The following is a 12,297-nucleotide window of genomic DNA, read 5'->3' as shown; positions in this document are numbered from 1 at the left end:
AGCTACCTGTCAGATTTGCAGCATATCAAAAAACCAGAAATGGTTTTAGCGCCGGTTTGAATCTCGTTTTGCCACGGAAAAGATGAATGTCAAACCGGTGCTTACCTGCAAAAGAAAAGGAGCCTGCAGTTACAGGCTCCTTTTCTGAAAACAGGCGATAAACGCGCTTGCGTCGCCTCGGTTGGCGCGGGCTACTGAGCGCACGAGCCTTGCTACATATTTCTACGGTATTGGCCACCAACGGCAAAAAGGGCATTGGTGATTTGTCCTAAAGAGCAGTATTTGGCCGTCTCCATAATGGCTTCAAAGATGTTACCGTTTTGTACCGATACTTCCTGCAACTGCCTCAAAAGAGCAGGAGTTTTTTCCGCATGACGCTCATGTAACTCCTTTAGCATAGTAATCTGGTATTGCTTCTCCTCCTCGGTGGCCCTAATCACTTCTGACGGAATCACGGTGGGAGAGCCTTGGCTGCTCAGGAAGGTATTCACGCCAATGATCGGGTATTCGCCGGTGTGCTTCAGGGTTTCGTAATACAAGCTTTCCTCCTGAATCTTGCCGCGCTGGTACATAGTTTCCATGGCGCCCAGCACGCCGCCGCGCTCGGTAATGCGGTCAAACTCCAGCAATACAGCTTCTTCCACCAGATCAGTCAACTCCTCTATGATGAAGGAACCTTGCAGCGGATTCTCGTTCTTGGCCAATCCTAACTCTCGGTTGATGATCAGCTGAATCGCCATGGCCCGGCGAACTGAGGCCTCGGTAGGGGTGGTGATAGCCTCGTCATAAGCGTTGGTGTGCAGCGAATTACAGTTGTCATAGATCGCGTACAGCGCCTGCAACGTAGTCCGGATGTCGTTGAAGTCGATTTCCTGCGCGTGCAGCGAACGGCCCGAGGTCTGGATGTGGTACTTCAACATCTGCGAACGCGCATTGGCCCCGTATTTCAACTTCATCGCCTTGGCCCAGATTTTGCGGGCCACGCGGCCGATCACCGCGTATTCCGGGTCAATTCCGTTGGAGAAGAAGAAACTGAGGTTTGGCGCAAAGGCGTTGATGTCCATGCCCCGGCTCACGTAATATTCCACAAAGGTAAAGCCGTTCGCCAGTGTGAACGCCAATTGCGATATCGGGTTGGCACCCGCCTCGGCAATGTGGTAGCCCGAGATGGACACCGAGTAGAAGTTGCGGATGTTGTGGTCAATGAAGTACTGCTGCACATCACCCATCAAACGCAGTGAGAACTCGGTGCTGAAAATACAGGTGTTCTGCGCCTGGTCTTCCTTCAGGATATCGGCTTGCACGGTTCCGCGCACCGAAGCCAGGGTTTTTTCCTTGATCTGAGCGTATACTTCCGCAGGCAACACCTGGTCTCCGGTCACTCCCAGCAGCATGAGGCCCAGGCCATCGTTTCCTTCGGGCAATTCGCCTTGGTAAGATGGGCGTTTCTGGCCTAATTCCTGGAAAATAGCCTGGATTCGCGCGTTCACTTCTTCCTCCAACCCGTTTTCCCTGATGTACAGTTCGCACTGCTGGTCAATGGCGGCGTTCATGAAGAAGGCTGATAACATGGCGGCCGGGCCGTTGATGGTCATGGACACTGAGGTCATCGGGTGGGCCAGGTTGAAGCCCGAATACAGTTTCTTGGCATCATCCAGGCAGCAGATACTCACCCCCGAGTTTCCTATTTTACCGTAGATGTCCGGACGCAGATCCGGGTCTTCTCCGTATAAAGTAACCGAGTCAAAAGCGGTAGATAACCGTTTGGCTGGCAGTCCTTTACTTACGTAGTGGAAACGGCGATTGGTGCGCTCCGGCCCGCCTTCGCCCGCGAACATACGGGTAGGGTCTTCGCCTTCGCGTTTGAACGGAAATACCCCGGCCGTGTACGGGAATTCACCCGGTACGTTTTCCTGCAGATTCCATTTCAAGAGGTCGCCCCAAGCCTGGTAGCTCGGCGTTACTACCTTTGGTATTTTCAGGTGGGAAAGGCTTTCGGTGTGGGTCGCGATTTTCAGGACTTTGTCCCGAACCTTGAACTCGTAGAATTCATTCTTGTACGCCTGCCGCTTCTCGGGCCAAGCTTCCAACAGCTTCTTGTTCTGGCCGTCCAGTCTTAAAGCTGTTTCTTCGTAGGCGTACTCTAAACCTTTGGTCAGGCGGTCTTTATCTTCCACTTCAAGGGCCTGAATGGCTTCAATGGACTGCCGAATGCCGTACAGTTTCTGGGCCACGCTGGCCTGTTCCTGCACCCATTTGTCATAGTTACGGTTGTTCTCGGCGATCTCAGAAAGGTAGCGCGTGCGGGCAGGAGGGATGATGTAGACTTTTTCAGACATCTCGCCGGTAGCCTGCATCTGAGAATCAAAATTCACCCCAGATTTCTCTGAGATTTTGGCCATCACGGTTTTGTACAGGCGGTTCATGCCCGGGTCATTAAACTGCGAGGCGATAGTCCCGAAAACCGGAATCTCGTCATCGTGCACGTCCCACAACTGGTGGTTGCGCTTGTATTGTTTCTTGACATCTCTGATGGCATCCAGGGCCCCGCGCTTGTCAAATTTGTTCAGGGCGATGATGTCCGCGAAGTCCAGCATGTCAATTTTCTCCAGCTGCGTGGCCGCGCCGTACTCGGGCGTCATCACGTACAGGCTGGCATCTGAATGCTCAATGATCTCGGTATCTGACTGACCAATGCCCGAGGTTTCCAGAATAATCAGGTCAAAGTTGGCGGCTTTCACCACGTCTACCGCGTCCTGCACGTAGCGGCTCAAAGCCAGGTTGCTTTGGCGAGTGGCCAGCGAGCGCATGTACACGCGGCTGTTGCTGATGGAATTCATCCGGATACGGTCACCCAGCAAGGCCCCACCGGTTTTGCGTTTGGAAGGGTCTACCGAGATGATGGCAATGGTCTTGTCCTGGAAGTCCATCAGGAACCGGCGCACCAGTTCATCTACCAACGAAGATTTACCTGCCCCGCCCGTACCGGTGATGCCTAAAACTGGAGGAACCTCACCCCCCGGCCCCCTCTCCCGCGGGGAGGAAGAAGCTCCCTCTCCGCGGGAGAGGGCTGGGGTGAGGTCTTTTTTCACCTTCGCGAATTCCTCCGGGAAGTTCTCTGCCGCGGAGATCAGGCGGGCGATGGATTTGATGTCTTTTTCTTTCAGGTGCTTCACCTCGCCGTTCAGGTTCTGCCCGGTAGGAAAATCGCACTTCTCCAGCATGTCATTGATCATGCCCTGCAAGCCCATGGCGCGCCCATCATCCGGGGAATAGATACGGGCGATGCCGTAGCCGTGCAGCTCTTCAATTTCGGTGGGCAGAATTACGCCGCCGCCGCCGCCGAAGATTCTTATATGTCCGCAGCCGCGCTCGTGGAGCAGGTCATACATGTACTTGAAGTACTCCAGGTGGCCGCCCTGGTAGGAGGTAATGGCAATGGCTTGGGCATCTTCCTGAATGGCACAGTCCACAATCTCTTGCACGGAGCGGTTGTGGCCCAGGTGAATGACCTCTGCGCCGGAGGCCTGAATGATGCGGCGCATGATATTGATGGCCGCATCATGGCCGTCAAATAGAGAGGCGGCCGTGACGATGCGGATATGGTTAACCGGTTTGTAGGGTTGTGCAGTAGTAACTGACATTTGTTAGGTTAGCTAGTGAACGGTATGCGAAAGTACGAATTTTAAGATAGAAAGGGAGGAGTAAGGAAAACTCTCTCGGGCCGTTTTAAGGCTACTTTTCTTGAAACAGCCACAAAATAGCTTTCGTTCAGCGTTGACTTATAGATAAAATATAACTGGCTCCGCATGCCTTTTTGAGTTAGTACCCGCCCCTCCGCAGAAAAGAGCCTCACCCCCGGCATTCTCCAGTAGGGCGTGAAAACCCCGCTGCTGCGTTTTGGGGCTGTTTTGCGAAAAGCGAGCCTAAAACGCGGAAACCTGTGAGGTCTCAAGACCTCACAGGTTTAGAGCCAAAGGCGCGATTCCAGACTTGCCGGAAACCACGAACAAGTACCGTTGTGCGTAGAGTTAGCGTGAGTGCTCTACGCACTTACTGGACGGCCAATCTCCTGATTGGCGAGCCATGGGTACAGACGCTCGCAGGTCTTCCAGACGCTACGTGGTCTTTGGAGCGGGCAGCCTCACGGAAGCAGGCTTTAGAAAGTACTGGCGCGAGACTCCAATCTCGTAACGGGGGATGAAGCGAGCCGCCGGACTCGCCGGGAACCACCAGCAGGAGTGCGGAACAGCAGTGAAAGGTGCGCACACACAAGCGGACGCTTGCGCCAGGAATATTGCCATGTTTAAAGAACATCCATCGGTTGCTTTTGCGTAGTTTACCAAAAATTGATGCCTATGCCAGATCTTCCGCCTTTGACGCTCATTCCTTTTATTGATGTGATAGGCACCTTTGTGTTTGCCATTAGTGGAACGCAAACGGCCATTGACAAAAAACTGGATCCGTTTGGGGCTTCCGTGATTGCGTTTGCCACGGCACTGGGTGGCGGAACCATGCGGGACTTGCTGCTGAACCTTCGGCCCGTCTGGATTCAGGAAGAACTGCTCTTGGTAACGGTTTTTGTGGCCGTAATGGTGACGCTGTTTTTCAGAAAGCAAATTGGGCGTTTCAGGAGAACCCTGTTTTTGTTTGATACCATGGGGATAGCCTTGTTTACGGTGCTGGGCATGGAAAAAGCCCTCAGACTGGACGTTCCGCCGCTGATTGCCCTGGTCATGGGGGTGGTGTCGGCCGTGTTTGGCGGCGTGGTGCGGGACATCCTGTGCAATGAAATACCCTTGATTTTCAGGCGGGAAGTCTACGCGACCGCTTGCCTGGCGGGGGGAGCGTCTTATCTGTTCATGCGCTTGGCGCCGGTGCCAGTTGGCGTGCCCGTCTGGATCGCCGTTGGCATCATCATCTTGATCCGGCTTCTGGCGGTGCGGCTGAAATGGGCTTTCCCCACCCTTACCCCAAAAGAATAGCCTTCTGTTTACAGCCTGTTTTCATGAAAAGAGACTGTAAACAGAAGGCAGGAGGCGACCTTAACTATTCTTTGCTTTTTCCTTTTCTACATTCTCCTGGTGGTGCTCCATGGTGTCCATCACTTTCTCGGGTTGCACGTCTCTGGCCAGTTCGTTTATCTCAGGATCGTGGGCCTCGTCAATGTCCATTTTCTTCGCGATGGCGGTGACCAGGGTGACCAGGCGGGTAATTTCGTGCTCAGCCAGCAAACTCACCTGTAAATCCAGGTCGGCGCGCTTGTCGGCCTGGATGTTCATGCGGTTCTGGCTGATGAGCACGAAGGTGGAAAGGAAGATAGCCTCTACAGACGCAAACATGGCCAGCACCACAAACGATTCATCAAACGGCGGAAGGCCCAGCCAACCCAGGTTCCAGACAATCCAAAGCCCGAACATGCATAGGTGAATGACCACAAACAGCATGCTGCCCGTGAATTTGGTCACGTTGTCGGAAATCCGTTCAGACAGGTTCCGGGACAAATCCTCTTGTTTGCGGCGGGCCAGCAATGCCTTGATGTTGCGTTCCACAATATCGGCCAAGTGCCCTTCCGTTCCCCGGAACACCCCATCATTGTTCTTATTTTCAGCCATGTTGTCAAGATTTAACAGGGGTTATACGAAGGCTGCAGAAAGTAGAGGTTTGAAATAAAGGGAAAATCCGTTAATCCGTGTAAGTTGATGAAAATGACGTGGTTTTCACGGCTTATTTTCAGAAAACGGCCCCTAAACGTAGCCCGAAACGTAAAAAAGTAGACCAAGGCTCCCCGCTGCTTTCCAGAGGCTCGCATTTCTTTCTTATCTTTGTTGATTGTTAAAATAGAATATGAAGAACATCCGCAATTTTTGCATCATTGCGCATATTGACCACGGCAAGAGTACCCTCGCCGACCGTTTGCTGGAGTTTACCCAGTCGGTGACCGAGCGGGAAATGCAGCACCAACTTTTGGATAACATGGATCTGGAGCGGGAACGCGGCATCACCATCAAGAGCCACGCCATCCAGATGAACTATAATTATAAAGGCGAAGACTACGTACTCAATCTTATTGACACGCCCGGTCACGTAGACTTTAGCTATGAGGTTTCCCGTTCCATTGCCGCCTGCGAGGGCGCACTGCTGATTGTGGATGCTTCGCAGGGAATTGAGGCCCAGACCATCTCCAACCTATATTTGGCTATTGGCAACGACCTGGAGATTGTGCCGGTTCTGAACAAGATAGACTTGCCGCACGCCATGCCCGAGGAGGTGAGCGACCAAATCATTGACCTGATTGGCTGTGAGCGCGAAGATATTGTGCACGCCTCCGGAAAAGCGGGCATTGGCATTGCCGAAATTCTGGCGGCCATCTGCGAACGTATTCCGGCCCCCAAAGGAGACCCAGATGCGCCGCTGCAAGCCTTGATCTTTGACTCGGTGTTCAACTCGTACCGCGGTATTGAGGTGTACTTCCGGATCATGAACGGAACCATCAGGAAAGGCGACAAGGTGAAATTCATCGCCACCGGCAAGCAATACGAAGCGGACGAGATTGGCGTGCTCAAGTTGAACCAGGAACCTAAGCAGGTGCTGGGGGCAGGTAACGTAGGGTACTTGATCTCGGGTATCAAAAATGCGAAAGAGGTAAAGGTAGGGGATACCATCACCCACGCCGCCAACCCAGACACCATCCAGATCCAGGGGTTTGAAGAGGTGAAACCCATGGTATTCGCGGGTATTTATCCGGTGGAAACCACTGAGTACGAAGAACTGCGTTCCTCCATGGAGAAGCTACAGTTGAACGATGCCTCGTTGGTGTGGGAACCAGAGACTTCGGCGGCGCTTGGTTTCGGGTTCCGGTGTGGGTTCCTGGGCATGCTCCACATGGAGATTGTGCAGGAGCGCCTGGAGCGCGAGTTTGACATGACCGTGATCACCACCGTGCCAAGTGTGCAGTTCAAGGCGTTCACCACCAGAGACGGCGAGATTAAAGTGAACGCCCCGTCTGAGATGCCGGAGCCTAACTACATTGACCACATTGAGGAGCCGTTCATCAAGGCGCAGATCATCTCCAAGGCCGAGTACATTGGCCCCATCATCTCTCTGTGTATGGACAAACGCGCCATTCTGAAGGCGCAGAACTTCCTGACCTCAGACCGGGTGGAACTGGTGTTTGAGATGCCACTGGCCGAGATTGTGTTTGACTTCTTTGATAAATTGAAGACCATCAGCCGGGGTTATGCTTCCCTGGATTATGAACTCATCGGGTTCCGGGAGTCGCACATGGTGAAGCTGGACATCATGCTCAACGGCGAAAAAGTAGATGCCCTCAGCGCCATCGTGCACCGTGACAAAGCCTATGACTGGGGCAAACGCCTCTGCGAGAAGTTGCAGGAGCTGTTACCGCGCCAAATGTTTGAGATTGCCATTCAGGCCGCCATTGGGCAGAAAATCATTGCCCGGGAGACCGTGAAGGCGCTCAGGAAGAACGTCTTGGCCAAGTGCTACGGCGGGGATATCTCGCGGAAGCGGAAACTCCTGGAAAAACAGAAGAAAGGGAAGAAACGGATGCGCCAAGTGGGCAACGTGGAAATTCCGCAGGAAGCCTTCCTGGCAGTTCTTAAACTTGATTGATCCCAGAAAGCCCGGTGCAGCAGTGCCGGGCTTTTTCTTTCTTCTTAGCTTCCTTGTATGCCTTTTACTTTTTCCCATCCGGCGGTCATTCTTCCTTTCAAACATGTGTCGGGGAAGAGAGTTTCTTTGACGGCGTTGGCGTTGGGGAGCATGGCCCCAGATTTTGAGTTCTTTTTCAGAATGCGGGCCCAAACGGACATCAGCCACACCCTCAAAGGCATTTTCCTGTTTGACATTCCGGTGGTGCTGGTCATGGCCATTCTGTACCATGGCTGGGTGAGAGATCCTTTGATCAACCATCTGCCTCCTTTTCTACGCAACAGGTTATGGGTGTACAAAGGCTTTGATTGGCGGGCCTATTTTCGGGAAAACTGGGTGACTGTGGTCACCTCCGCCTTTCTGGGGACGGTGACCCATTTTCTCTGTGATGACTTTACCCACCACTATGGCTGGACGGCGAACAACATTTCCCTTTTAAGCGCACCGTATGAGCTATTCGGCAAAGCCGTTCCCGGTTACCACATTTTACAATACCTCAGTAGTTTGGTTCTGGGAATTTTTCTGGTAGTAGAAGCGCTCAAGTTGCCACTTGCTTCTAAAGAAGGAATGCAGCCCACGTTTTTTCTTTTCTGGGGAATCATCCTCCTCATCACCGTTCCCACTTTTATCTTGAGATTTGCTATCAGAGACCGTGAAATGACCATGGATGACACCATCATGACCGCCATCGCCGCCGGGTTGCTGGGATTACTGGTTGCGTCATCGGTTCTGAATCTCTCTAAGAAGTAGATTTCCCTCCGCAGTTTGGTATTCTCTGCGTTTTAGGGCTGTTTTCATGAAAACGGCCCTAAAACGCTTTGAGGCAAATGTTGTAATAGCTTCGGCCGTAGGCTAGGAGGAAAAGAAGGTGCCGTTGGTTTCGGGCTTGTTTCTGGGAAATAACTCTAAAAACCCGAGGCACTTTCCGCAATGGCTTGTACTTTTACGCTTTGTATCATCTCTCATTTCCCGTACCCATGACCCTTTTAGACGGAAAGAAAACCTCTGAAGCAATCCAACATGAGATTGCCGCCGAGGTTGCCGAAATCAAAGCACAAGGTGGAAAGGTACCTCACTTAGCCGCTATTCTAGTTGGCCAGGACGGAGGTTCTATGACGTATGTCAACAACAAAGTGATTGCCTGTGAGCGCGTGGGATTCGCCTCTACCTTGCTTCACTATGAAACGGACATCACCGAAGAACAACTCCTGACCAAAATCAAGGAGATAAACGAAGACGCAGAAATTGACGGACTGATTGTCCAGTTGCCGCTTCCCAAGCACATCAGCCCAGACAAAGTGCTGGAGGTGATGGATTATAAAAAAGACGTAGACGGCTTCCACCCGGTGAACGTGGGCCGCATGGTAGCAGGCTTGCCGGCGTATCTTCCCGCCACGCCGTACGGCATCATGCAGTTGCTGGAGCGCTACAACATAGATACCAAAGGCAAACACTGCGTGGTGGTGGGCCGAAGCAACATTGTGGGCACGCCCATCAGTATCTTGATGAGCAAATGCACCATCCCCGGCGAATGCACCGTCACCATCTGCCACCGCAACACCGTAGACCTAGCCTCCCATACCCGCCAGGCAGATATCCTGATTGTAGCCGTGGGCAGACCCGGCCTCATTACCGCCGACATGGTGAAAGAGGGTGCCGTAGTCATAGACGTAGGAACCACCCGCGTGACCGATGCCACCCGCGAAAGAGGGTGGCGCCTGCGCGGCGATGTGGATTTTGATAACGTTGCCCCTAAGTGCAGCTACATCACGCCGGTACCCGGTGGCGTGGGCCCACTCACCATCTCCATGCTGTTGAAGAACACGTTACGGGCCGCCAAAAAGGAAGTGTATTCTTAATTTTAGATAGCCAAAACAAAAGGCTCACCATTCACAAATGGTGAGCCTTTTGCTTTGTGGCTGATTTTAAAAAACACCTGATAACAACTATGGCGCGGATTTACTTCCGTGACTTGCTAACCGTTTCCCAGTAGCCTTGGAAGGAAAACCGCGCCATAATTTGCTTTCTGCTTGCCATCGCTACACCGGTTGCTCCAAAGACCCTCGTAGTGTCCGGAGAACCTGCGAGCGTCTGTGCCGCTGCCTTTCCGGCACGCCAATCAGGAGATTGGCTGTCTCTTGGTGCGTAGAGCGCTGACGCAAACGCTACGCACAGCCATTAAGGTTTTTCTGTTTTTAGCCTGTTTTAAGAAAAATAGGCCTAAAACAGAACAACTTACTTGTGCTGGCACGAGTCTGGAGACTCGCGCCAGAGAAATAAAAGTTTGCTCTTCCTTTTGAGCATGTTTTAGCTAAAACAGCCTGAAAACGCTCTTACAAAGTGCCCTCTTTGTGCTCCTGCATCAGCAAGAGTTTAAAGCCTGCAAAGTCATTGGGCATATCGGTGACCTGCTTCTGTCTCCCCTGGAATTTCTTTAGCTGCTCTGGCAATTCAATTTCCTGCCCTAAAACTTCTTCCATGCTTTTCTTGAATTTGGCTGGGTGCGCGGTTTCCAGGAAAATACCGGGTGTTTTCAGTTCCGGGAGTAATTGGCGCAGGCTTAGGTACCCAACCGCCCCGTGCGGGTCTAATAGGTAGCCGGTTTCCTGATGCACCAGTTTGATGGTGCCCTTGATTTCCTCGTCATCGGCCCAGAAACCTTTCACTACTTTTTGCAAGGCTTCCCGCTCATGTCCAAACAGCTCCTGAATGCGGGGGAAGTTATTGGGGTTTCCTACGTCCATGGCATTGGCAATGGTGCACACAGACGGGGCAGGTGTGTAGACGCCGGTTTCTAAGTAATCTGGAACAATTTTGTTCTGGTTGGTGGCCGCCACGAAATAAGTTATGGGCAGCCCCATTTGCCGGGCCAGAAGGCCAGCCGCCAGATTCCCGAAGTTTCCGCTGGGCACCGAGATGGTTATTTCCTCTGCATTTGGGTTCTGTTTTTTCCATTGGCCCCACGCGTAGAAGTAATACACCATCTGCGGAAGCCACCGGGCCACGTTGATGGAGTTAGCCGAAGACAGGTTCTTCTTCTGGTTTAACTCTTTGTCTGAAAATGCTTGTTTCACAAGGGCTTGGCAGTCATCAAAGGTGCCTTCAATGCTTACGGCGCTGGTGTTCTGACCCAGGGTAGTGAACTGCATTTCCTGAATCTCGCTTACGCCTAACTGCGGGTAGACCACTACCACGTCAATGTTGTCCAAACCTAAAAAACCGTTGGCAACTGCGCTTCCTGTATCACCGGAGGTGGCTACTAAGACGGTCACCGGTCGGTCTGGCTCTGCGAAGGCTTGCAGACAGCGGGACATAAACCGGGCTCCCACATCTTTGAAAGCGCAGGTAGGGCCATGGAAAAGCTCCAAGGCATAGATATCCTTCTCCACTTCCACCAACGGAATAGGGAAAGTAAACACCTCACTGCAAATAGTGCGCAAGTCCTCAGGGGAAATATCTGGGGTGACATACGGTTGCAATACTTCAAAGGCAATCTCCGGCAGGGAGAGGGAGGGGAGCGCGCCAAAGAAATCTTCCGATAGGGTGGGAATCTCCTTCGGGAAAAAGAGGCCTTTGTCCTGGGGAAGTCCTTTGATGACCGCTTCCTTGAAACTCATCTGGGCGGCGTAGTCATTGGTGCTGTAGTAGTTCATAGCGGCAGAGCGGGTTGGAAAGTTGATTGTGCCACCAGGCGAACACCTTGTTCCGGCACCTGAGATACATACGTTTTGGTTTCTATGCCGCTGCCCTCGTAAATGGCTTCCATGGCTTGTCTAACGGTATTTGCCTGCTCCAAAGAGGCAGATAAGGCGAAGATGGATGGGCCGGAACCGGAGATACCGGCTCCCAACGCACCAGCGACCAAAGCGGCTTCTTTTACTTGCTTGAACAACGGAATCAGAACAGAACGCTCCGGTTCAAATATCTCATCATGCAGACTGCGCCCGATTAAACCGTAGTCCTTCTTCAGCAGACCAGCCATCAGGCCCGCCAGGTTTCCCCACTGCCGGATGCCTTTTTTCAAAGGAATCTCCTGCTTGAGAATGCTGCGGGAAAGGGAGGTTTTCAGTTCAATCTGTGGGTACAGAATGGTACAGTACAGTTCCAACGGCACCCCCAACGGAATCACATCCAGCGGCTCATAGTCGCGTACCAGCACAAAGCCACCCAAAAGGGAAGGGGCCACGTTATCGGCGTGGGCCGAACCGGAGGCTTTGCGTTCGCCTTCCATGGCATAGATCACCAACTCCTGGGTGGTGAAGGGGGAGCCCAGCAGTTCATTTACCGCAAAAGCGGCGGCGGCAGAACTGGCGGCGCTGCTGCCCAGGCCGCTGCCCACGGGCATCCCTTTATGCAGTTGCAGTTCCAGGCCGTGGGTTACATCTAGGGCATCCAGCATCTTCTGGGCCACTACGCCAATCACGTTTTCTTTAGGGTCGGCGGAAAGTCCGTCAATGCCGTGAATGGCGGAGATGGTGATGCCGGGTTCATTTGTTTTCCGGGCCCATACTTCATCGCCGGGCTGGTCTAAGGCAAACCCAAGCACGTCAAAGCCACAACAGACGTTGGCCACGGTGGCCGGGGCATAGGCTTTGACAAAATCGTTGTTATCCATATAAAAGA

At 52.7% G+C, this 12,297-nt stretch carries 8 protein-coding genes; 4 read left to right on the top strand and 4 right to left on the bottom strand.

Translation table 11 applies throughout. The annotated features are described in order from the left end of the window. Window positions 1-212: 212 nt before the first annotated feature. Window positions 213-3,644, bottom strand: a complete 3,432-nt coding sequence (locus HHO50_RS06950; protein ID WP_181305293.1) for a methylmalonyl-CoA mutase family protein — start codon at window positions 3,642-3,644, stop codon at window positions 213-215. A gap of 714 nt (window positions 3,645-4,358) precedes the next feature. Here HHO50_RS06950 and HHO50_RS06945 point away from each other — a divergent pair. Continuing rightward, entirely contained in the window at window positions 4,359-4,985 is a 627-nt protein-coding gene (locus HHO50_RS06945; protein ID WP_255478637.1) for a trimeric intracellular cation channel family protein, read from the top strand. 60 nt (window positions 4,986-5,045) lie between these two features. On the opposite strand, the gene HHO50_RS06940 is transcribed toward HHO50_RS06945, so the two are convergent. Beyond that, complete coding sequence (locus tag HHO50_RS06940) at window positions 5,046-5,615, bottom strand: DUF1003 domain-containing protein (protein ID WP_181305292.1); 570 nt, start codon at window positions 5,613-5,615, stop codon at window positions 5,046-5,048. A 232-nt stretch (window positions 5,616-5,847) separates the two neighbouring features. Between HHO50_RS06940 and lepA the strand changes: the two genes are divergently transcribed. The 3 genes from lepA to HHO50_RS06925 all read left to right on the top strand — a co-directional run bounded on the left by lepA (window position 5,848) and on the right by HHO50_RS06925 (window position 9,533). After that, window positions 5,848-7,635 (top strand): translation elongation factor 4, encoded by a 1,788-nt coding sequence (gene lepA, locus HHO50_RS06935; protein WP_181305291.1) that lies wholly within the window; start codon window positions 5,848-5,850, stop codon window positions 7,633-7,635. Between the two features lie 57 nt (window positions 7,636-7,692). Beyond that, window positions 7,693-8,424, top strand: coding sequence for a DUF4184 family protein (locus tag HHO50_RS06930; protein WP_181305290.1), 732 nt, complete (start codon window positions 7,693-7,695; stop codon window positions 8,422-8,424). Window positions 8,425-8,651: 227 nt separating this feature from the next. Further along, window positions 8,652-9,533: a bifunctional 5,10-methylenetetrahydrofolate dehydrogenase/5,10-methenyltetrahydrofolate cyclohydrolase gene (locus HHO50_RS06925; protein ID WP_181305289.1), complete on the top strand. Its 882-nt coding sequence runs from the start codon at window positions 8,652-8,654 to the stop codon at window positions 9,531-9,533. Between the two features lie 474 nt (window positions 9,534-10,007). On the opposite strand, the gene thrC is transcribed toward HHO50_RS06925, so the two are convergent. Further along, window positions 10,008-11,327: a threonine synthase gene (thrC, locus tag HHO50_RS06920; RefSeq protein WP_181305288.1), complete on the bottom strand. Its 1,320-nt coding sequence runs from the start codon at window positions 11,325-11,327 to the stop codon at window positions 10,008-10,010. Further along, window positions 11,324-12,289 (bottom strand): homoserine kinase, encoded by a 966-nt coding sequence (locus HHO50_RS06915; protein ID WP_181305287.1) that lies wholly within the window; start codon window positions 12,287-12,289, stop codon window positions 11,324-11,326. Before HHO50_RS06915 ends, thrC begins: the two co-directional genes overlap by 4 nt. Between the last annotated feature and the right edge of the window lie 8 nt (window positions 12,290-12,297).

The sequence above is a fragment of the Rufibacter sp. XAAS-G3-1 genome (assembly GCF_013623775.1).
Taxonomy (GTDB): Bacteria; Bacteroidota; Bacteroidia; order Cytophagales; family Hymenobacteraceae; genus Nibribacter.
This window is presented reverse-complemented; position numbering and strand designations above follow the sequence as displayed.

What these genes read in the sequence shown, in the direction of transcription:
- HHO50_RS06950 (WP_181305293.1), bottom strand. Translation starts at nt 3,644, where the DNA reads ATGTCAGTTACTACTGCACAACCCTACAAACCGGTTAACCATATCCGC.
- HHO50_RS06945 (WP_255478637.1), top strand. Translation starts at nt 4,359, where the DNA reads ATGCCAGATCTTCCGCCTTTGACGCTCATTCCTTTTATTGATGTGATA.
- HHO50_RS06940 (WP_181305292.1), bottom strand. Translation starts at nt 5,615, where the DNA reads ATGGCTGAAAATAAGAACAATGATGGGGTGTTCCGGGGAACGGAAGGG.
- lepA (WP_181305291.1), top strand. Translation starts at nt 5,848, where the DNA reads ATGAAGAACATCCGCAATTTTTGCATCATTGCGCATATTGACCACGGC.
- HHO50_RS06930 (WP_181305290.1), top strand. Translation starts at nt 7,693, where the DNA reads ATGCCTTTTACTTTTTCCCATCCGGCGGTCATTCTTCCTTTCAAACAT.
- HHO50_RS06925 (WP_181305289.1), top strand. Translation starts at nt 8,652, where the DNA reads ATGACCCTTTTAGACGGAAAGAAAACCTCTGAAGCAATCCAACATGAG.
- thrC (WP_181305288.1), bottom strand. Translation starts at nt 11,327, where the DNA reads ATGAACTACTACAGCACCAATGACTACGCCGCCCAGATGAGTTTCAAG.
- HHO50_RS06915 (WP_181305287.1), bottom strand. Translation starts at nt 12,289, where the DNA reads ATGGATAACAACGATTTTGTCAAAGCCTATGCCCCGGCCACCGTGGCC.